Below are 19,954 nucleotides of genomic sequence, written 5' to 3'. Positions count from 1 at the left end.
TAAGGCGGTGCTTCTGGATGGCCGGGACAAGCCCGGCCATGACGTTCAGAAGGGATATGAGGGCGCGCGCCCCGCTCGTCGCGCCACGACGCCCGCTCGCCACCGTGACTTTTCGGTAATTTGGCGCGGACCCCCGGCGCCCCTAAGCGTAACCCCAGACCCTGGGGAGTTACACGCCATGAACGACGTCAGCCGCCGCCAGGCGCTGCTGCTCGCGGCCGCCGCGGCCTTCGCGCCCGCCGCCGCAAACGCCGCGGACGCGGCCCTGCCGACCGTCTGGGACCTGACCCATCTCTATCCCACCCCCGAAGCCTGGGAGACCGAGCGCAAGGCGGTGGAAGCCGCCCTCTCCGGGATCGCCGCCTACAAGGGCCGGCTGGGCGAGAGCGCCGCGACGCTGAAGGCCGCGATGCAGCTGATCTCCGACATCACCAAGCGGGTGGCGCGCCTCTTCGTCTACGCCACCCTGAAGGGCGACGAAGACCTGCAGGTCGCCGTCGACCAGGAGCGCCGGCAGAACGCCCAGGCCCTCAGCGCCAAGCTGGGCGAAGCCACCGCCTGGACCAGCCCCGAGTTGCTGCGTGTCGGCCGCCGGACGATCGAAGGCTTCGTGAAGGCCGACCCGGGCCTGGAGAAGTTCCGCTTCGGCCTGATGGACACCCTACGCCAGGCCGCCCACACCCTGGACGACCAAGGCGAGGCGCTGCTGGCGGCCGCCAGCAACCCGCTGCAGGGCCCGCGCAACATCCGCACGCAGCTGGTCGCCTCCGACATCCCCTGGCCCACGGTCAAGGTCGGCGGCGCCGACGTCCGCCTGGACCAGCAGGGCTACACCCGCGCCCGCACCGCCGCCGACCGCGGCGAGCGAAAGATGGTGTTCGACACCTTCTTCAACGCCTTCAAGGGCTTCGAGAGCAGCCTGGGCGCCTCGCTGTCGGCCAAGGTCAACGGCGACATCTTCAACGCCAAGGCCCGCAAGTACGAGTCGAGCCTGGCCGCCGCCGTCGACGGCCCCAACATCCCGCAGGCCGTCTACCGGACCCTGATCGCCGAGGCGAACCGCGGCCTGCCCATCCTGCACCGCTACTTCGACCTGCGCCGCCGGCTGCTGGGCCTGTCCGACATGGGCTACTGGGACCTCTATCCCCCGGTGACCAAGCTGGACGCCAAGTTCGATCTGGCGACCAGCCGCAAGCTGTCGCTGGAAGCCATGAAGCCGCTGGGGCCCGAGTACTCGGCGACCTTCGCCGACGCCACGTCCAAGCCCTGGGTCCACGTCTATCCCAGCCGCGGCAAGCGCGGCGGCGCCTACGTTTTCGGCGCGGCCTACGACGTCCACCCGTACATGCTGCTGAACCACACCGACAACTACGAGGGCCTGTCGACCTACGCCCACGAGTGGGGCCACGCCATGCACACCCTGCTGGCCCAGAAGGCCCAGCCCTGGGAGCTGGCGGGCTACCCCACCTTCACCGCCGAGGTCGCCTCGACCGTCAACGAGCAGCTGCTGGTCGCCCACATGGTCAAGGGCGCCAAGACCAAGGCGGAGAAGCTGTTCTACCTGGATCGCGTCTGCGAGATGATGCGCGCCACCTTCTACCGCCAGACCATGTTCGCCGAGTTCGAGCTGGCCATCCACGAGACGGCCGAGAAGGGCGAAGCCCTGTCGGGCAAGCGGGCCTCGGCGATCTACCTCGACCTGCTCAAGCGCTACCACGGCCCCAGGGTGCAGATCGAAGACGTCTACGGCCTGGAGTGGGCGCTGCCCGGCCACTTCTTCGACTACAATTTCTACGTCTACCAGTACGCCACCTCGGTCACGGCTGCCTCGGCCTTCGCCGAGCGGATCCTGGGCGGGGGCGTCAAGGAGCGCGAGGCCTACCTGGGGGCCCTCAAGGCCGGTGGTTCGGATTATCCGGTGGACGTCCTGAAGCGCGCCGGCGTCGACATGACGACGCCCGAGCCCTTCCGCGCCATGCTGGGCAAGTTCGAGAAGACCCTCGACGAGATGGAGAAGCTGATCGCCTGACGGCCGATCAGACCTCGACGGCTTCGAGGCGGCCCACGCTCTGGGACGTCTCGTCGTCGGACTGGGTCACCGCGAACGACTGCGACACCAGCGAGGCCCGGCCGAACACGCTCATGAAGGCGATGTCGGCGGCGTCCAGCCCGGTCGCCACCCGCACAAGGTCGCGCACCTCCGCCTTGCGCGTGGGGTCCACCAGCCGCCAGCCGCCGCCCACGAACACCTCGGTCACCGCGTGCAGATCGGGCGGATCCAGCTTCCAGGCGTAGGCGCTGACCGCGCGGGCCGGGATGTCGCTGGCGCGCAGCAGCGAGATGGCGAGGTGCGTGAAGTCGCGACACACGCCGGCGCGGTCGGCGAACGTCATCAGCGCCGTGGTCTGGGCGTCGCTGACGCCGGCGACATAGTCCACATGCCCCTCGATCCAGTCGAGGATCGCCGCCACCCGGTCGCCGCCGCGCAGGGCCCCGAACTCGCGATTCACGAAGCGCTCGAAGCTGTCGGACGGACAGAACCGGCTGGGCCGCAGGTAGCGCAAGACGCCGGGCGGCAGGTCGCGGATAGGCGCCTGGGCCGCCCCCTCCAGGCGGGGCGTTTCGCGCCGCACCGACACCTCGGCGTCATAGAGAATGTGCACCCGTCCATGGGCGGTGAACACCGCGCGCCGCTCGCCGCTGGGCCCGTCGTCCAGGCGCACCAGATCGCTCTGTGGCGTGACGGACAGCCGCTCGCGCAGCACCGTCTGGTCGGCGTCGCGAGACGCCTCCAGCAACAGCAGCGTCTCGCTGGGCGACGGAAAATCGTAGGTGAGGTCGGCGCGGATGTGCAGGGCCATGTCCTCGCCAACGCGCCGTCATCGCAGTCGATCCCGCGGACGCGCCGGAACCGCGACGCAGACCTGCCGTTCCCGCAGCGAGGGCGGCGCACGCCCGATGGAGTTCGTCCGATGCGGATGCTGCAGAAAATCCACGACGCCTTCACCGGCGCCCCGTCCGACGCACCGCCGTTGCCGGCCCGCGACCCTCATCGCGTGCCGCCGACACCGGTCCGCACCCGAATGGCGACGCCGCCCGACGTGGCGATGATCCTCGACGCCCGCGCGGCCCGCACCGGCTTCGGCAGCGGCTGGCGCGATGACCTGGGCGCGCTCTTCGCCCTGGTCGGCCTGCCCGACACGTCCGAGTCCCGCCGCCAGACCGCCGAGAGCCTCAACCTCGACATCGACGAGGATGACCCGGCTGAGACCGACGCCCGCCTCCACGCCGCGATGATCCAGCGCCTGGCCGAGAACGACGCGCTGGCGCCTCAGGATTTCTTCAGGTAGCCGCGGCGTCCTTCCCGCGGATCTCGGCGTAGGCCGCCAGCGCGCGTTCGCGCGCCTCGGCGTGATCCACGATCGGCCGGGGATAGTCGCGGCCCAGGCGCACGCCCGCCGCGTCCAGCTGCGCCGTCGTCGCCGTCCACGGCGCATGGATCAGCGCCTTGGGCAGCCGGGCCAGTTCCGGGACCCACCTGCGCACATACGCCCCGTCAGGATCGAACTTCTCCCCCTGGCTCACCGGGTTGAACACCCGGAAGTAGGGCGCCGCATCCGCGCCCGACCCGGCCACCCACTGCCAGCTGGCCGAATTGCTCGCCAGGTCGGCGTCGACCAGGGTGTCCCAGAACCAGTCCTCGCCGCGGCGCCAGTCGACCATCAGGTCCTTGATCAGGAACGAGGCCACGATCATCCGCACGCGGTTGTGCATCCAGCCGGTCGCCCACAGCTCGCGCATGCCGGCGTCGACGATCGGATAGCCGGTCCGTCCCTTTTGCCAGGCCGCCAGACCCGCGGCGTCGTCCTGCCAGGACATGCGATCGAACTCGGGCTTCAGCGCCGCCGTCGGCAGGGTGGGGAAGTGGTACAGCAGATGCGCGCTGAACTCGCGCCAGCCCACCTCGGACAGGAACGTCTCGACCCCGCGCGGCATCGGATCGCCCTGGGCTGCCTCGCCGGCCGCCATCGCTGCGCACCACACCTGCCAGGGCCCGATCTCGCCGAAGTGCAGGTGCGGCGACAGCCGCGACGTCCCCGTCACGCCGGGCACGTTGCGTGCGTCGGCATAGGCGAACACCGCCTTCTGCGTGAAGGCGGCCAGACGCGCCTGCGCGCCGGCCTCTCCGGGCGTCCAGGCCTCGCGCAGGCCGCCCGCCCAGTCCGGCCGGCTGGGCCGCAGCGCCCAGTCGTCCAGCGCCTCGCCCGCGACGCCGCCTGCGATCTCCACCCGGTCGGGCGCGGGCACGAAGGCGGGCGGCTGCGCGGCGGCGCGCAAGGCCCGCCAGAACGGCGTGAACACCTGATAGGGGCCGCCCGTCTTGTTGAAGAACTTGGCCGGCTCGGCCAGCAGCGCGCCGTTGAACGACCGGGCCGCGAGTCCGTCCGCGCGCAACGCCGCCTTCAACGCCCCATCACGCGCGATCGCCCAGGGCTCGTAGCGACGGTTCCAGACCACCGTGCGCGCGCCGGTTTCGGCGGCCAGCGCCGGGATCACCGCCTCGGCCCGGCCCGACCTCAGCACCAGGCCCGCGCCCCCCGATCGCCGACGCAGATCGGCGTCCAGCGCCGCCAGCGATCCGTGCAACCACCAGCGCGACGCGCCGCCCGGCCGCCAGTCGCCGGCGTCCTCGTCGTCGCGGACATAGACCGGCACGATGGGCCCGCCCGTCGCCAACGCCGCCTGCAGGGCCGGGTTGTCGGAAAGCCTCAGGTCCCGCCGGAACCAGACGAGGACGGTCATGGGGATCGGTTCTCCAAGCTGCGCGCCCTCGGTCGCCGACCCGGACGCGGGGGCCGCGGCCGGCGTGCGTGTCGGTCTGGCGGCCGCGGGCATCGACTCCTCGCCGCGCCCGTCAGTCGCACAGGGCTGTGCTGCCGCGCCAGCCTAGGCGTTGCGGCTCCGCGTCCGCAAACCGTTTCGCGGCCAGCAATGCGCCGGGCGCGGCGTGACGTGAGTGGAAGTTGCAACGGATAGCCGCGTTGCGACCTTACGTTGCCGTCCGGATGCGCTCAACTAAAGATCAAGTATTCAGCTAGGGATGCCTGATGCTCAGCGCATTGCTCAAAATGGTGAGTGGCATGTTCATAGTTATATCGTTGTTAGGCATTCCGATCGCAAGAGGTTTTTCGCGAAAATTGTCATGAAGACTGTCTGTTTGAACATACTAAAGATCCTAAGTTGTCCATACGGCCGGTGATTAAGATTAAAGGTCGTCGTCGGGATAGGTTTCTGGAGTGGTTCGAAGCAACGCGAACGAAGAGGAGGGCTCAATCGTGATCGGTATCCACAAGGGTGGTTTCAAGGATGCAGCCGCGACGCTCGAGGCGATGCATCGTTCTCTGGCCGTCATCGAGTTCGACCCGAAGGGCAAGATCCTCTCGGCCAACGAGAACTTCTGCCGGGCGATGGGGTACGCCGCCGCCGAGATCGTCGGCCAGCACCACAGCATGTTCGTCGAGCCCGAATACGCCCGCAGCAATGACTACACGGCGTTCTGGACGAAGCTCGGGCGCGGCGAGTTTGACGCCCGCGAGTACCTGCGCATCGGCAAGGGCGGGCGGGAGGTCTGGATCCAGGCCTCGTACAATCCCGTTCGCAACGCGCGGGGCGCGGTGATCAAGGTCGTGAAGGTCGCGACCGACATCACCGAGGAGAAGCTGCGCAGCGCCGACCACGCGGGCAAGATCGAAGCGATCTCGCGGGCCCAGGCGATGATCGAGTTCACCCCGTCAGGCGAGATCGTCACGGCCAACCAGAACTTCCTGAGTGCGCTGGGCTATGCGCTGGGCGAAATCCAGGGCCGCCACCACAGCATGTTTGTCGAGCCCGGCTACGCCCGGTCCGGGGAGTACCAGGAGCTCTGGCGCAAGCTGCAGGCGGGCGAGTTCGTCGCCGCCGAGTTCAAGCGCTTCGGCAAGGGCGGCAAGGAGATCTGGATCCAGGCCTCCTATAACCCGATCTTCGACCATCAGGGCAGGGTCACCAAGGTGGTGAAGTTCGCCACCGACGTGACGGCCCGCGTCGCGGCGGTCGAGTCGATCGCGGAGGGCCTGGAGAATCTGGCCCGGAACAATCTGACCCACCGGGTAGGGCAGCTCGCCGATCCGGCCTTCGAGAAGCTGCGCAGCGACTTTAACAACGCCATGAACGCCCTCGACGAGACGCTGGCCGCGGTGTCCGCATCCAGCGTCAGCGTCGGCGGCGGCTCGGCGGAAATCGCCGCGGCGTCCGACGACCTCTCGCGTCGCACCGAGCAGCAGGCCGCGAGCCTGGAAGAGACCGCAGCCGCCCTGGACGAGATCACCGCCACGGTGAAACGCAGCGCCGACGGCGCGAAGGAGGCGTCTGCGGCGGCTTCCGAGGCGCGAACCGACGCCCAGAAGTCGGGTGACGTGGTCCGAGAGGCCGTGGCCGCGATGGGCGAGATCGAAAGCTCGGCCCAGCAGATCACCCAGATCATCGGCGTGATCGACGAGATCGCGTTCCAGACCAACCTGCTGGCGCTGAACGCCGGCGTCGAAGCGGCGCGCGCCGGCGACGCGGGCAAGGGCTTCGCGGTCGTCGCCTCGGAAGTCCGCGCGCTGGCTCAGCGCTCGGCCGAAGCCGCCAAGGAGATCAAGACCTTGATCGCCACCTCGACCAGCCAGGTCGGGCGCGGCGTGAAGCTGGTGGGCGACACCGGCGAAGCGCTGTCGGGCATCGTCGGCAAGGTCACCCAGATCGACGGCCTGATCCGCGAGATCGCCCAGTCGTCGCAGGAACAGGCCACGGGCCTGAGCCAGGTGAACACGGCGGTGAACCAGATGGACCAGGTCACGCAACAGAATGCGGCCATGGTCGAGGAGGCGACGGCGGCTGCGGCGAACCTGCGCGCCGAATCGCAGGAACTCACGCGGTTGATCGGACGCTTCCAGACCGGCGCGGCCGCCGCCCGGCCCAGCCGTCCGGAACTGGTCGCGTCCACCTCCCACCGCGCGGCGCCCAACCCCGTCGCCCGTCAGCAGGCGAAGCTGGCGGCCGCGGTGGGCGCCGACACCGAGTGGAGCGAGTTCTGATGCACGGCGAGGCCGCGAAAAGCGGGGATAAGCTGGAGCTCATCTCGTTCGAGATCGCCGGCCAGGAGTTCTGCATCGACACCCGCTCGGTGCGCGAGATCCGCGGATGGACGCCGCCCACGCCGATGCCCAACGCGCCGCCCTACGTTCTGGGCGTCATCAACCTGCGCGGCGTGGTCATGCCTGTTTTGGACCTGCGCGAGCGCCTGGGCTTCGGCGAGACCACCGCCTCGTCGCGGCACGTGTACATCGTGGCCCAGCAGGACGAGCGGGTTGTGGGTCTCTTGGTGGATGCCGTGCAGGAGACCTTCACGGTTGGGCCTGAAATGCTGCACCCGCCGCCTGTGCTGGACTATGGATCCGCGCCGCCGCTGGTGGACGCCATCCTCACGCTGGAGGGCCGGATGCTGACCCGCCTGGTGCTGAATGCCCTGCTGCCCGAGGCGGGGATCAGCGAGGCGTCGCTTCAGCCTGCGGTCGTCGCGGCCTAGGCCCCTTCAGTCCAACCGGACGCCCGCCCGCCGAAGCGCGGCGAACAGTCTCTGCAGGCTGACGAGGTTGCGCGCGCGATGCTCCGTCAGGGCCGGAGAGCGCAAGACGGCGGCGGGCACAAACACGCCCCGATGGTCACGCTGGCATAGTCCCTGTTCGACGAGGCCGTTCACGTGGCGCCGCACCGTCTCCGCCGGCAAGCTCATGCCGCGCGCCAGGGCGAAGACCGGGATGGGTTGGCGCAACGCGTCGTCCACCACCTCGTCGGAGGCGGCGTCCGTGCCGGGAGTGGCGAGGTGCTGAATGTTGGCGCCCGCGATGAAGATCAGAAGAATGCCGTCGAGCATGCTTCCGGCCACAGGCTCGGCGGACTCCAGATAACGCAGGACATACGACAGCGCGGGGCGGGTCACGACGCGCACCGGAGGCGCCGAAACCTCCAGAGCCGGCTCGTCATCCCGGGCATCGTTGAGCTGCGCGTGCGGCTTGACGCGTGCGTACAGATCGACGACGCCGCGATAGGTGCGGTCCTGCAGGACCCGCATGGCCTCGGTGGAGAGCTGAGCCTGAGTGACGATGAGGCCGCCCGGAACGGGCGAGCACAGGTCCCGCTTGGTGAGACGCGCGACCCGCCGACGCACCGTTTCGAAGGGCATCGACAGGGATGTCGAGACGCCATGGATGCTCACCGGGCGGCGGAGGTCGTCCGGCACGGGCTGATCGAAGGCGGCGAAGCGACGGCTTTCGGCGTCGTCGGCGAGGACGTGGCGCACGTTGGCCTCGGTGATCGCCATGCGGATCATCGCGTCGATGAAGTCGCCGCCGCTGGCCATCGCCGCGTCCTGCAGGAAGTTTCGCACGAACACAGCCGAGGCGCGGCTCACCACCGGGTGCGGGGCGATCCCCTGTAGGCTCGCGCCGCCTTCGCGCCGTCCGGTGTCGGCCAGCGGCGTCGGGGCGCCGATAGTGGGCGACTCTGCGTCTGAAATCGGCGGACGGGCTCCCATCGTTCACCAACCCATGGTCATCAGCATCGGATGGGACGCCTCGCGCCAGAACAGCCTGAGCAGGGCGCCGAATAGCGCAATTTCGGCTCTGACAGCAATCTTTGGTCGCGCTTTGCTCCGAAAATGCAAGGGAAACTTGCAGTTGGGGAGAATTCCAGCAGTCTGCCGCCATCACGACCCGTGAGAGCGAGCGCCGTTGCGAAGCCAGGTGGAACTGACGTTTGGAGCGGACGGCGCGCCCGAGCGCGTCAACCTGCCCGGCGCCTGGCTGGACGCCGAACGCGTCGGGCTCGCGCCGTCACGCTTCGAATACGCCACCACCGGCGTGACGCACTACCTCGCGCTGCATGACATCGTGATGCGCGACGGAGAGATCCGTGTGAACGGCGACGCCCCCATCCGCCAGACCGATCTTCGCCGCAAGATCACCTTCCTCCCGGCCGGCGTCCCCGTCGCCGGCTGGACCGATCCGCTGCCGCGGCCGAACTCGTTCGTGGCCATCCACTTCGACGCGGCCGCCATCCCCGCGCCGTTGCAGGGCTCGGCCAATTTCGACGATCCGGCCGTCTATTTCCAGGACCGCGGGCTTTGCGAGACCCTGGCCAAGCTCGACCGGGCGATGTCGCGCGACGAGCCGATGCTGGGGCTGCTCGCCGAGTCCCTCTGCGACGTCGCGATCGTCGAGTTCGCGCTGTGGCGGGGCAAGCCCCAGCCGTCCCCGCGCCGGGCGCCCACGCTGGCCCCGGGCCAGGTCGCGCGCGTGCGCGAGTTCATCGCCGCCAACCTCAACGCGCCGCTCACCCTGTCCGACCTCAGCGGCGTGGCGGGGCTCAGCAAGTTCCACTTCGTGCGCGCGTTCAAGGCCGCCGTGGGCCGCACGCCCTACCAGGATGTCCTGCACATGCGCCTGACCGTGGCGCGCCGTCAGCTCGGGGCGGACGCCGCTCTGGCCGACGTCGCCGCCCAGACCGGGTTCACCAGCGCCGCCCAGCTCCGCCGCTCGCTGCGCCAGCATCCCGGCCTCGATCAGGGGTGACCGGCCGGTCGCGCATTTTCCCTCGTCCAAACCCCGTCGCCTCCCGTACTTCCCGGTTCGTAACCTTCACCGGAGTGCCCGGATGCGTCCCGTCTGCCTCGCCCTGATCGCCACTCTCCTCGCCGCCGCCGTCGCCCCGTCCGCCGCCCTGGCCCAGGCGCCCCCGGCGTCCGCGACGCCGCCGTCGCAACAGCTGCTCGACCTGGCCCGCCAGATCCGCGCCGACGCCGAGCGGCTGAAGGACAGCCTCACGCCCGAGGACCGGGCCGAGATGCTGCGCCAGGCCGACGAGATGGAGCAGGAGGTGCGCGCGGGCAGCTACGCCCCCGCCGACGCCGTACAGAGGGCCCCGCTCACCTTCGGCGAACAGCTGCTGGCCCAGCACAACGGGCGCACGGAGTGGCTCACCCCCACCGGCGCCTGCGCGGGCTACAACCAGGAAAGCTACACCACCTACCGCGACCCCCGCGGCGACGCCGCCCACCACGCCCGCTGCGTCCGCGCCTATGAACTCTGGTCGGCCTACGTCAACGTGCTGCTGAGCGGCAAGGGCGAGGGCGCCACCGAGCCGGCCCTCCGCGCCTACGACGCCGCCGCCCGCGACGCCTACGAGCGCTCGTTCCGGCGGAAGTAGGGGGTGGGCCTTCGGTTGAAGCGGGAGCCCCGCGCCGACGGCGACGAGGAAGCTGTTGTCGCCACTTTTGCCGCAACGCCGACGGGTCCTGGTCAGGCCGCGGGTGGGCGGCGACATGATGCCTCCCCTCCGCCCGCCGACCCGCTGGGGGCCGGGGATCGGCGCCGTTGTCCCGACAGCCCGACGCTCTTGTTCCCTATAAGTTCCGTTCCTATCTCCGGGGGGATGCGAAAGCCCCGCGTCCCGTTCAGCGCCGAGATCGCCTGGCGCATCTGGCGTGGCCTCAACGAGGGCCACGGCCTGCGCCGCCTCTGCCGCCAGCCCGGCATGCCCACCCGCGCCACGGTCATGCGCTGGCTGCGCGAACGCCCCGACTTCGCCGCCACGGCGCAGGCCCTGCGCCGGATGGGCGGCCTCGACGGCGTGGGCCTCCCGTCGGGTTTCCGGAACGGGATCGGCGACGTCATCCTCGACCGGCTGGTCGCGGGCGAGCCCCTGCGCACCATCTGCCGCGACCCCGACATGCCCAGCCGCTCCACCGTCCACACCTGGATGCGACTCAATCCCGAGTGGGCCCAGGCGATGGCCTGCGCCCGCGACCTGGCCCGCTGGGCCGCCGCCGACGCGCAGATGTCCGCCTGGGGATACGGGGACGGGATCGCCAACTTTCCGCCGCGCCCAGACGCCCAGGGCTGAGGACCGGGCCGAGCTGTTGCGCCAGGCCGACGCGCTCGAGAAGGTGCGGCGGAGGCATGACACCTATTCCCTTGCGACCCTGCCGCTCAAGCCGCCGCGGGCCGGGGACAGGTGTCGCGTCCGCGGTAGGCTAGGTATCTTGTCCTCCAACACCCGATGATGCCAGGGACGCAGGGCTATCGCGTCTCTGCCTCTATCGCCGCCGACAGCACATCGAGCGCGGCCTGCATCCGCTCGTCCGTCATGGAGGCGGTTGGCAGGTCAGCTGGGGTCGCTCCGGCCAAGCCAACGCAGGTCTTTGCCTTGCTGATCGCCTCGGCGCCGAGGGCGCTCTTGATGGCGTCGCGCTTCAGCCCGCCGCTGCGAATGTTGCCCCGCGTCGTCTCGGTGGCGTCCGACAGCGCGCTCAACCAGCATCCTTCGACGACATTGCGCGAGGCTTGGGCCGATGACACCAACGACGCCGTCGCGCCATTTGTGATGAGAGCACGTCCCGCGAAGGTCTGGGGAAGTTCGCCGCGAACGAAGGCATTGAGCTCGGTCCGCTTCACCGCCTGGTCGTGTTGCTGCAGGCGTTGCGCAATCTGTAGCGGTGTCTCACCGCCAAGGTCTGGGGGCCTTGGCCGCTCCTTATTCTGCAGGAAGACAACCCACCCGATGGTCACTGCGACGAGAACGATGGCGGTGATGATCAAGGGCGTCCGTCGGGACATCAGCGCCTGGGACCAGCCGGACTGCTCAGCATTCCGCTCCCAGGAAGCTTCGTGGCGATACCAATAGAGTCCGAGCGCCGCGACCACGACAACCGTCGCCGCCGCCATCAAGAGGTAGTCCCAGAAGAGAACGACAAACAGGACGGCAAGGATAACCGCCAGGCAAGCGGCGTAGGCGGCCCACTCTATGGGCGCCTTTGGGGGCGTCTTGCGGCGTCGTTCTTCAAGAGCCTCTTGGAGGCGCTTGGCTTGCAGCGCTTCAAACTCGTCCTGTTCCCTTCGTTTGGCGATCACCCAGTTCGGGGTTCCAGGTGTGTATTCCGTAGAGCTCCGATGTCCCCAAACGTCGTTGTCATTGTCGTTCGTCATGCTTCGGCCCCTCCTGTCAGGGGCCTGTCGGCGCCCCATGGCGCAACGACCCGCGCCCGGCGAACGTTGGAACTGTCACGATTTTCCGGCTCGCTGTGAAGCAGGCGGGCGGTCTTGCAAACATCCCGCCCCATGGCGGTACGTGTCTCAGTCGGATTCAGCTGCAATAGGATTACCGACACGGCCACGCGAACCGTCGCCTCGACAGCGCGACCCGATGGGCGACGCCGCCCACCACGCCCGGTGCTTCCGCGATTTGGTCGGCCTACATCAAGGCGGGATCAGCGGCCAGGGCTGAGCCGCCACCGAAACGGCCTGCCGCAGCTCACCACCGCCCCCGCCTCAGCTGAACCGATCGCCCAGGTAGACCCGCCGCACTTCCGGATCGTCCACGATCTCGTCCGGGCTGCCCTCGAACAGCACCTCGCCCGCGTGGATGATCGAGGCGCGGTCGATGATGTCCAGGGTTTCGCGGACGTTGTGGTCGGTGATCAGGATGCCGATGCCGCGCTGCTTGAGATAGCTGATGACTTCGCGGATGTCGGCGATGGCCAGGGGGTCGATGCCGGCGAACGGCTCGTCCAGCAGCGGTGGCAGGTGCTCCTGTCCTGATGTCTTCTTGGCCCCAGGCTCGTTCAGCAACCGTGGGCTAAGGGCGACGTAACCCACGAAGCTGCATGACGTAGCCGGAGAGATCGGTAATGAGCGCTGACCTGCGCGCTGCGATCGAACGCTTGTCAGCGTTGAACCACGTCCCATTGAACAGCTTCCAAGGTCGTGGCCGGCCAGCAGGTGTTCGGCGCTTGACCAACTCCGAGAGGGCAAAGAGTTGGCGGGCTCTCCAATCGGAGTTCCCTTCCCCGACTGCTACGCTCACGATCTCCGCCCACTCAAGGAAGTGCGATTCTAGGTCGGCGGAATCGTCGTAGCCGCGATAACCCTTGGCTAGGTCTGCGGCCACAGACTCGCCTGAGCCGTCAACACAGTCTGCAAGTGCGATCGCAACACCACATCCCAGCACTACATCCGACGGCGCATACCGAGCCATTGCGACGCCCCCTCCCGCGCGCAGCAGCATAGCCTAAGACGGCCTCAAGCGGACCTTCTAGTGTCGCCGCTGAGTCAGCCGCAGCCCACCAGCCGCCCCCGCCTCAGCTGAACCGATCGCCCAGGTAAACCCGCCGCACTTCGGGATCGTCCACGATCTCGTCCGGCGAGCCTTCGAACAGCACCTCGCCCGCGTGGATGATCGAGGCGCGGTCGATGATGTCCAGGGTTTCGCGGACGTTGTGGTCGGTGATCAGGATGCCGATGCCGCGCTGCTTGAGGTAGCTGATGACCTCGCGGATGTCGGCGATGGCCAGGGGGTCGATGCCGGCGAAGGGCTCGTCCAGCAGCATGAAGCTGGGCTCGGAGGCCAGCGCGCGGGCGATCTCGACTCTTCGGCGCTCGCCGCCCGACAGCGAGACGGCGGGCGAGTTCTTCAGGTGCTCGATGTGCAGCTCCTCCAGGAGCTGGCTGACCGTCTCGCGGGCCTTCTTGTTGTCGTTCTGGCGCAGCTCGACCACGGCCATGACGTTTTCCCAGACGCTCATGCCGCGGAAGATCGAGGTCTCCTGCGGCAGGTAGCCCACGCCCATGCGGGCGCGCTGGTACATCGGCTGGGCCGTGATGTTCTCGCCGTCGAGATAGATCGCGCCGTAGTCGGCCGGGATCAGGCCGGTGATCATGTAGAAGGTCGTGGTCTTGCCGGCGCCGTTGGGACCGAGCAGGCCCGCCACCTCGCCGCGGCAGAGGCGCAGGCTCACGCCCTTCACCACCGCGCGGCCGCGGAACGACTTGCCGACGTTGTCGACGACCAGCCCCTCGCTGGGGATGGCGCCCTGCGCCTTCATACCCTGGGCGGCGACCCGCTGCGGCGCGTTCACTTCTTGGGGCTTTCCGACTTCTTCGAGGGATAGAAGACGCCGCGCGGACGGTTCTTCGAATTGGCGCCCGCGCCGCCGCCGACCATGCGGCCCTCGCCGGTGGCGGTGTTGAACACCATCCGGCTGCCGCGCAGCACGTTCTCGTCCTGCACGGCCACCACGTCGCCGGTCAGGGTGACGGTCTCGGCCTGCACGTCATAGACGCCGGCGTCGCCGCGCACGCGCTGGTTCTTGGCCGTCACGTAATAGACGTTGCCGGTCGCCTCCATGCGCACCATCTCGCCGCAGGCGCCGGTCCCGCCGGCCGACTGTCCGGGCGCCGAGGCCTTCACCTCCAGGATCGCCTTCAGCATGTCGGCGCGCAGGCGGGCGTCGCCCTGCAGCGCCTCGGCCTTGCCGCGCCAGGTGGAGATGCAGGTCTTGTTCTGCACCTCGAGCTCGTCGGCGGTGATGTCGATGGGGCCGTCCGAGCTGGGGCCCAGGCCCTTGGCCATCACGGGGCCCGACAGCAGAACCGCGCCCAGAAGGGCCAGGCCCAGACAGGAGGGGGCGAAGACGGAAACGGAACGGAACGACGTCATGACTGCCCTTGCTCGCCGCATCACTTCTTCTGCTCGAGGCGGGTGCGGACACCGCCCTTGAAGACCATGCGGTCGCCCTTGCCGTACACGCCATAGGACTCCGCGCTGATTTCTCCAAGACCTCCCGCGCCCTGAATGGGGCCTGAACCGACGACTTCGCCGGTCTTGGTGTCGAACAGCGAGGCGGCCGTGGCGAAGGCGTTCTTGTTGTCGGCCATGCGCACGCCGTTGGACAGTTCCAGCTTGCCGGTCTGCTCGTGGAAGATCCCCGAGGCGCCGTTGATGCGCATCTGGTCGGGGCCGTTCTCGTCGAGGACCAGGTTGGGCTTCTGCAGCATCACGCGCTGGTAGTCCTTGGGGTCGCGGATCGCCGAGTCGGCGGTGAGAATGAAGGCGCGGCCCTTGTCGTCGCGGCCGACGAAGCGGGGGTTCATCAGCTTGATGGGTTCGTCGCCCACCCGGGCCGCCCTGGGCTGGGCGCTGAAGGTGGACCAGGCCACGCTGCCGATCAGGCCCGCGAAGATCAGCACGATCGCGGCCGGCAGCGCCACGCGCAGCGTGCGGATCAGGCGCGAACGGCGACGCCAGCGCTCGAAATCGGCGCGCCGGGGCTCGGACAGCGGAGGCTGCGGCAGGGGCGCTTGGGGCAGGGCGGGATCGGCGGCCGTCATGGGACCTACCTAGGTATGGGCGAAGATGTCCGCATCCTCCCACCCGGCGACATCGAGCAGGGCGCGGTGCGGGAGGAACTCGAAACAGGCGCGGGCCAGGTGGTCGCGGCGCTCGCGCACCAGCATGGCGTCCAGCCGCTCGCGCAGGGCATGCAGGTGCAGCACGTCCGAGGCGGCGTAGGCGATCTGGTCGTCGGAAAGCTTGGCGGCGCCCCAGTCCGAGCTCTGCTGGGCCTTCGACATGTCGACGCTGAGCAGCTCGCGCGACACGTCCTTCAGGCCGTGGCGGTCGGTGTAGGTGCGGGCCAGCTTCGAGGCGATCTTGGTGCAGTAGACGGGGGCGGTCACGACCCCGAGGTGCAGCCAGAACATGGCGATATCGAAGCGGCCGAAGTGAAAGATCTTCACGACCGCCGGATCGGTCAGCAGGCGCTTCAGGTTGGGGGCGTCGTAGGTGTCGCGGTTCAGCTTCACCACATGGGCGTCGCCGCCGCCGTCCGAGAGCTGCACCACGCAGAGGGGGTCGCGGCCCAGGCGCAGGCCCATGGTCTCGGAATCGATCGCCACCGCGGTCGCGCCGGCCAGCGCGCCGGCCGGCAGGTCGCCTTCATGGACGTGGGTGGTCACTTCGCCGAGAACTCCAACTTCAGCGCCGCAGGCGCGATCGCGCGCTCCCGGCCGAGGTCGCTTCGACGACCGTTCTATCGGCTTATAGGTCGCCCGCTACCGCCTGTCACGACGACCGACGCTGTTAAGCGGGCCTTCACGGCGACCGCCGATGCTCCGACCGCCCGAAGGAAGGGGAGCTTACAATGAACCTGGACAATGCGATCACGGCCCACGCCGAGTGGAAGATGAAGCTGCGGGGCGCGATCGACCGCTGCGAGAGCGTCGACGCCGACAGCATCGCCGCCGACAACTGCTGCGAACTGGGACGCTGGCTGCATGGTGACGGAAGGCGCGCCTGCGGCGCCTCGCCCGTCTTCAAGGACGTGGTCGCCAAGCATGCAGTGTTTCACCGCGCGGCCGGCAGGGTCGCCCGCGAGATCAACGCCCGCAACTACGATGTGGCGCGGAAGCTGCTGGATGCGGGCGCCGAATATGCCTCGGCCAGCGCCGACGTGGGCGCCGCCATTATCGGCTTGAGACGCGAACTCGCGAAAGCGGCCTGACCCGCTGATGGGGATTTAGGCCGGGGACGGCCTCTAGATCTCGATCATGTCGAAGTCCGACTTGGGGGTTCCGCACAGGGGACACACCCAGTCGGCCGGGATGTCGGCCCAGCGGGTTCCGGGGGCCAGCCCCTCGCCCGGATCGCCCGCCTCCTCGTCATAGAGATAGCCGCAGGTCCGGCACTGCCAGGTCTTATAGGGCGCTTGCGTCATGGGCGGTCCCGGGATGTGGCGAAGGCCAGCCGCAGGGTCTCCAGGCTCGTCGTGCGAATGGCGTCGAGCTCGGTGTCGGGATCGACCAGCCACTGCACCGACAGGCCCAGCAGCAGGCTGCCCACCATCAGGGCGGCGGCCTGCGGATCGACCTCGCGGCGGATCGACCCCTCGGCCTGGCCGCGCTCGACCAGCGCCGCCAGCCGGGTCTTCACCAGCTCGTGCGAGTGGGCGAAGGCGGTCCGCAGCTGCGAGGCGTCGGCGACTGCGCTCGCCAGCAGCATGAAATAGGCGCGCGTGGCTTCCCCGTCGCCCAGGTGGCGCAGGTACAGGTCCACATAGGCCAGCACCGCCTCCAGCCCGCCCAGGTCGGCGATGTGGTGGCCGTCCAGCAGGGCGTTCTGCCGCTCGTGCAGGTCGGCGATCAGGGCCTCGATCAGCCCGTCCTTCGACCCGAACTTCTGGGTGGCGAGGCCGCGGCTGTAGCCGGCGCTGCGCCCGATCGCCTCGAAGGTGGCGGCCGAGACGCCCTGGTTGGCCACCACATGGGCCGTCGCGTCCAGCAGCCGCCGCTCGGACTCGTCTCGTCGTTCCGCCTGGGTGCGTCGCCCGACGGCGACCTGGGCAGCATTGCTCATGGGGGAACCGTACTTAGTTGTTGAACGTATAGCAAGTTACTCGTACCTTGCTGGTCGAGGCGGGCGCCGGTCTCGGACGCCCCGTTGCAGGACGCCAGTCATGATCCCCGATCACATCGCCAAGACCATCATCGACCCCAAGGCCTATGCCGCCGGCCAGCCGATCGACGAGGCCTTCACCTACCTGCGCCGCGAGGCGCCGCTGGACGTGGCCCATCCCGAGGGCTTCGATCCGTTCTGGGTGGTCACCCGCCAGGACGACATCCGCCAGGTCGAACTGCAGAACGAGCTGTTCCACAACGGCGATCGCTCGACCGTGCTGACCACCATCGAGGCCGACCTGAAGGTGCGCCAGATGATGGGCGGCTCGCCGCACCTGGTCCGATCGCTGGTCCAGATGGACAATCCCGACCACGGGAACTACCGCCGCCTGACCCAGCCGTCGTTCGCGCCGCAGAACCTGCGCGCGCTCGAGGCTCGGATCCGCGAGATCGCCCGCGGCTTCATCGATCGCATGGCCGACAAGGGCGACCGCTGCGACTTCGCCAAGGACGTGGCCTTCCTCTACCCGCTGCATGTGGTCATGGAGGTGCTGGGCGTGCCCGAGGCCGACGAGCCGCGCATGCTGAAGCTGACCCAGGAGCTGTTCGGCAGCGCCGACCCTGAGCTCAACCGCGCCCAGGGCAAGGTCGACGACACCGACCAGGCGCTGGCCAACCTGCAGGCCACGGTCGCCGACTTCATCGTCTACTTCAACGAGATGACCGAGGACCGCCGGCGCAATCCGCGCGACGACCTGGCCAGCGTCATCGCCAACGGCCAGATCGAGGGCCAGCCGCTGGGCCACCTCGAGGCCATGAGCTACTACATCATCGCCGCCACCGCCGGCCACGACACCACCTCCAGCACCACCGCCGGCGCCCTCTGGGCCCTGGCCGAGCGGCCGGCGCAGTTCCGCGCGGTGAAGGAAGACCCGAGCCTTATCAAGGGCTTGATTGAAGAGTCGATCCGCTGGGAGACCCCGGTGAAGCACTTCATGCGCACCGCCACCGCCGACGCCGAACTGGCCGGCCGCAAGATCGCCAAGGGCGACTGGCTGCTGCTCAGCTACCCCTCCGGCAACCGCGACGAAGCCGTCTTCGACAATCCCTTCGACTTCGACGTCACGCGGCCCAACAACAAGCACATCGCCTTCGGCTACGGCGCCCACGTCTGCCTGGGCCAGCACCTCGCCCGAATGGAAATGCGCATCCTCTGGGAGGAACTCCTCCCCCGCCTCGAGTCGGTCGAACTGGACGGCCAGCCCCGCCGCATGGAAGCCAGCTTCGTCTGCGGCCCGAAATCGGTGCCGATCCGCTTCAAGATGAACTGAGGTCTGGAGAGAGTGGCGACCACCCCCAACGGTGGTGCCCAGGAAAGGACTCGAACCTTCACGGCCGTTAAGCCACTGGCACCTGAAGCCAGCGCGTCTACCAATTCCGCCACCTGGGCCCCGTCCGTCGGATCGGGAGGCGGCTACTTATGGCAAGGTCTGGACGGCGTCAACGGGGCCTTGGCGAGAGTCTTTCACCCCATGGCGTCGCAGGTGCGACGCCATGCCCCCTCCGCCGCTGCGCGCCAGCTCCCTCGCCAGGGGGAGCATGCATTGCGGCGCGCGGCCGCATCGTCTAATCCGCAGGCGACTTCCAGGGGTATTTGAAACCGCCATGCAGAACCTCGTCACCGTCTTCGGGGGCTCCGGCTTCGTCGGCACGCAGGCCGTCCGGTTCCTGGCCAAGGCCGGCTGGAACGTGCGCGTCGCCGTTCGCAACCCGAACCTGGCCTACAAGATGCGCCTGCTGGGCGATGTGGGGCAGATCGACGTCGTTCAGGCCAACATCCGCGACCGCGCCTCGATCGAGCGCGCGCTGCAGGGCGCCGGCGCCTCGCTGAACCTCGCCGGCGTGCTGCGCGAGACCGGCCGCCAAGGCTTCCAGGCCATCCACGCGATGGGCGCCAAGACCGTGGCCGAGGTGGCCGCAGCCCAGGGCGTGGGTCGGGTGGTTCAGATGTCGTCGCTCGGCGCCGACGCCGACGGCCCGTCGAAGTACGCCCGCACCAAGGCCGAGGGCGAGGCCGCGGTTCGCGAAGTCCGTCCCGACGCCGTGATCGTGCGGCCCTCCATCGTGTTCGGCAACGGCGACGGCTTCTTCAACCGCTTCGCCGCCATGGCCCAGCTTTCGCCCGCGCTGCCGCTGATCGGCGGCGGCGAGACGCGCTTCCAGCCCGTGTTCGTGGGCGACGTCGGCCGGGCTCTGGCCCGTGTGGTCAGCGACGCCGAGGCCGCGGGGCAGACCTACGAGCTGGGCGGTCCCGGCGTATTCACCTTCAAGGCGCTGATGGAGATGCTGCTCGCCGAAACCGGGCAGCGGCGCCTGCTCGTTCCCGTGCCGTGGCCCGTGGCGCGGATGCTGGGCAGCGTCGCCGACTTCGGGTCGTTCCTGCTGCCCCCGCCTGTCACCGCCGACCAGGTCGAAAGCCTGACCGTCGACAATGTGGTCAGCGGCCAATACCCCGGCCTCAGGGAGCTGGGCGTCACGCCCACGACGCTAGAAGCGATCCTGCCGACCTACCTCTATCGCTACCGCAAGGGCGGCCAGTACGCCGACCAGGACGCGCGCGAGATGGAAGCCGGTCGGGCCTAAGC

General features: G+C 68.9%; 20 protein-coding genes, 1 tRNA gene and 1 pseudogene. 10 read left to right on the top strand and 12 right to left on the bottom strand.

Translation table 11 applies throughout. From position 1 onward, the window contains the following. Nucleotides 1–178: 178 nt before the first annotated feature. Nucleotides 179–2,029 (top strand): M3 family oligoendopeptidase, encoded by a 1,851-nt coding sequence (locus ACQ66R_RS10810; RefSeq protein WP_430421827.1) that lies wholly within the window; start codon nucleotides 179–181, stop codon nucleotides 2,027–2,029. 7 nt (nucleotides 2,030–2,036) lie between these two features. Here ACQ66R_RS10810 and ACQ66R_RS10805 read toward each other — a convergent pair whose 3' ends face one another. Continuing rightward, nucleotides 2,037–2,861 carry a transglutaminase-like domain-containing protein gene (locus ACQ66R_RS10805; RefSeq protein ID WP_430421826.1) on the bottom strand — a complete coding sequence of 275 codons (825 nt, stop codon included), beginning with the start codon at nucleotides 2,859–2,861 and terminating at the stop codon, nucleotides 2,037–2,039. 117 nt (nucleotides 2,862–2,978) lie between these two features. On the opposite strand from ACQ66R_RS10805, the gene ACQ66R_RS10800 reads away from it, so the two are divergent. After that, complete coding sequence (locus ACQ66R_RS10800; RefSeq protein WP_430421824.1) at nucleotides 2,979–3,350, top strand: DUF3597 family protein; 372 nt, start codon at nucleotides 2,979–2,981, stop codon at nucleotides 3,348–3,350. On the opposite strand, the gene ACQ66R_RS10795 is transcribed toward ACQ66R_RS10800, so the two are convergent. Then, the gene (locus ACQ66R_RS10795; protein WP_430421822.1) at nucleotides 3,343–4,803 is read right to left on the bottom strand and encodes a cryptochrome/photolyase family protein; all 1,461 of its coding nucleotides are present in this window, start codon (nucleotides 4,801–4,803) and stop codon (nucleotides 3,343–3,345) included. The two genes, ACQ66R_RS10800 and ACQ66R_RS10795, sit on opposite strands and share 8 nt — an antisense overlap. Nucleotides 4,804–5,390: 587 nt before the next feature. On the opposite strand from ACQ66R_RS10795, the gene ACQ66R_RS10790 reads away from it, so the two are divergent. Together ACQ66R_RS10790 and ACQ66R_RS10785 are read left to right on the top strand one after the other, a co-directional pair. Continuing rightward, nucleotides 5,391–7,118, top strand: a complete 1,728-nt coding sequence (locus tag ACQ66R_RS10790; RefSeq protein ID WP_430426257.1) for a methyl-accepting chemotaxis protein — start codon at nucleotides 5,391–5,393, stop codon at nucleotides 7,116–7,118. After that, entirely contained in the window at nucleotides 7,118–7,609 is a 492-nt protein-coding gene (locus ACQ66R_RS10785) for a chemotaxis protein CheW (protein ID WP_430421820.1), read from the top strand. Before ACQ66R_RS10790 ends, ACQ66R_RS10785 begins: the two co-directional genes overlap by 1 nt. A gap of 6 nt (nucleotides 7,610–7,615) precedes the next feature. On the opposite strand, the gene ACQ66R_RS10780 is transcribed toward ACQ66R_RS10785, so the two are convergent. Then, nucleotides 7,616–8,617, bottom strand: a complete 1,002-nt coding sequence (locus ACQ66R_RS10780; protein ID WP_430421818.1) for a hypothetical protein — start codon at nucleotides 8,615–8,617, stop codon at nucleotides 7,616–7,618. Between the two features lie 196 nt (nucleotides 8,618–8,813). Here ACQ66R_RS10780 and ACQ66R_RS10775 point away from each other — a divergent pair, with 196 nt between their 5' ends. The 3 genes from ACQ66R_RS10775 (at nucleotide 8,814) to ACQ66R_RS10765 (ending at nucleotide 10,983) form a co-directional block, all read left to right on the top strand. Continuing rightward, nucleotides 8,814–9,653, top strand: coding sequence for a helix-turn-helix domain-containing protein (locus tag ACQ66R_RS10775; RefSeq protein ID WP_430421816.1), 840 nt, complete (start codon nucleotides 8,814–8,816; stop codon nucleotides 9,651–9,653). Nucleotides 9,654–9,735: 82 nt separating this feature from the next. Beyond that, nucleotides 9,736–10,287, top strand: a complete 552-nt coding sequence (locus ACQ66R_RS10770; RefSeq protein WP_430421814.1) for a hypothetical protein — start codon at nucleotides 9,736–9,738, stop codon at nucleotides 10,285–10,287. A gap of 225 nt (nucleotides 10,288–10,512) precedes the next feature. Continuing rightward, entirely contained in the window at nucleotides 10,513–10,983 is a 471-nt protein-coding gene (locus ACQ66R_RS10765) for a hypothetical protein (protein ID WP_430421812.1), read from the top strand. Between the two features lie 176 nt (nucleotides 10,984–11,159). Here ACQ66R_RS10765 and ACQ66R_RS10760 read toward each other — a convergent pair whose 3' ends face one another. The 6 genes and pseudogenes from ACQ66R_RS10760 to ACQ66R_RS10735 all read right to left on the bottom strand — a co-directional run bounded on the left by ACQ66R_RS10760 (nucleotide 11,160) and on the right by ACQ66R_RS10735 (nucleotide 15,872). Beyond that, nucleotides 11,160–12,065 (bottom strand): hypothetical protein, encoded by a 906-nt coding sequence (locus ACQ66R_RS10760; RefSeq protein ID WP_430421810.1) that lies wholly within the window; start codon nucleotides 12,063–12,065, stop codon nucleotides 11,160–11,162. Nucleotides 12,066–12,407: 342 nt separating this feature from the next. After that, nucleotides 12,408–12,653 (bottom strand): annotated as a pseudogene (locus ACQ66R_RS10755) (LPS export ABC transporter ATP-binding protein); the annotation flags it as partial. A gap of 563 nt (nucleotides 12,654–13,216) precedes the next feature. Then, nucleotides 13,217–13,960 carry an LPS export ABC transporter ATP-binding protein gene (lptB, locus tag ACQ66R_RS10750; protein ID WP_430426255.1) on the bottom strand — a complete coding sequence of 248 codons (744 nt, stop codon included), beginning with the start codon at nucleotides 13,958–13,960 and terminating at the stop codon, nucleotides 13,217–13,219. Between the two features lie 29 nt (nucleotides 13,961–13,989). Continuing rightward, nucleotides 13,990–14,574, bottom strand: a complete 585-nt coding sequence (locus ACQ66R_RS10745; RefSeq protein ID WP_430421808.1) for an LptA/OstA family protein — start codon at nucleotides 14,572–14,574, stop codon at nucleotides 13,990–13,992. A 20-nt stretch (nucleotides 14,575–14,594) separates the two neighbouring features. Continuing rightward, a complete protein-coding gene (gene lptC / locus ACQ66R_RS10740; protein ID WP_430421807.1) occupies nucleotides 14,595–15,245 on the bottom strand; it encodes an LPS export ABC transporter periplasmic protein LptC in 651 nt (216 codons plus the stop codon). A 9-nt stretch (nucleotides 15,246–15,254) separates the two neighbouring features. Next, nucleotides 15,255–15,872, bottom strand: a complete 618-nt coding sequence (locus ACQ66R_RS10735; protein WP_430421805.1) for a ribonuclease D — start codon at nucleotides 15,870–15,872, stop codon at nucleotides 15,255–15,257. A 185-nt stretch (nucleotides 15,873–16,057) separates the two neighbouring features. Here ACQ66R_RS10735 and ACQ66R_RS10730 point away from each other — a divergent pair, with 185 nt between their 5' ends. After that, entirely contained in the window at nucleotides 16,058–16,417 is a 360-nt protein-coding gene (locus tag ACQ66R_RS10730) for a CZB domain-containing protein (RefSeq protein WP_430421803.1), read from the top strand. A 33-nt stretch (nucleotides 16,418–16,450) separates the two neighbouring features. Here ACQ66R_RS10730 and ACQ66R_RS10725 read toward each other — a convergent pair whose 3' ends face one another. Both ACQ66R_RS10725 and ACQ66R_RS10720 read right to left on the bottom strand, forming a co-directional pair. Further along, the gene (locus ACQ66R_RS10725) at nucleotides 16,451–16,630 is read right to left on the bottom strand and encodes a rubredoxin (RefSeq protein WP_430421801.1); all 180 of its coding nucleotides are present in this window, start codon (nucleotides 16,628–16,630) and stop codon (nucleotides 16,451–16,453) included. Next, nucleotides 16,627–17,268 carry a TetR/AcrR family transcriptional regulator gene (locus ACQ66R_RS10720; RefSeq protein ID WP_430421799.1) on the bottom strand — a complete coding sequence of 214 codons (642 nt, stop codon included), beginning with the start codon at nucleotides 17,266–17,268 and terminating at the stop codon, nucleotides 16,627–16,629. Before ACQ66R_RS10720 ends, ACQ66R_RS10725 begins: the two co-directional genes overlap by 4 nt. 100 nt (nucleotides 17,269–17,368) lie before the next feature. On the opposite strand from ACQ66R_RS10720, the gene ACQ66R_RS10715 reads away from it, so the two are divergent. Further along, a complete protein-coding gene (locus ACQ66R_RS10715) occupies nucleotides 17,369–18,640 on the top strand; it encodes a cytochrome P450 (protein ID WP_430421797.1) in 1,272 nt (423 codons plus the stop codon). A gap of 32 nt (nucleotides 18,641–18,672) precedes the next feature. Here the strand turns inward: ACQ66R_RS10715 and ACQ66R_RS10710 are convergent. Next, nucleotides 18,673–18,759: transfer RNA gene (locus ACQ66R_RS10710), tRNA-Leu, on the bottom strand. Between the two features lie 215 nt (nucleotides 18,760–18,974). Between ACQ66R_RS10710 and ACQ66R_RS10705 the strand changes: the two genes are divergently transcribed. After that, on the top strand, nucleotides 18,975–19,952 hold the full coding sequence (locus tag ACQ66R_RS10705; protein WP_430421795.1) for a complex I NDUFA9 subunit family protein: 978 nt from the start codon (nucleotides 18,975–18,977) through the stop codon (nucleotides 19,950–19,952). Nucleotides 19,953–19,954 lie beyond the last annotated feature (2 nt).

The sequence above is a fragment of the Phenylobacterium sp. genome (genome assembly GCF_965284355.1).
Taxonomy (GTDB): domain Bacteria; phylum Pseudomonadota; class Alphaproteobacteria; order Caulobacterales; family Caulobacteraceae; genus Phenylobacterium.
This window is presented reverse-complemented; position numbering and strand designations above follow the sequence as displayed.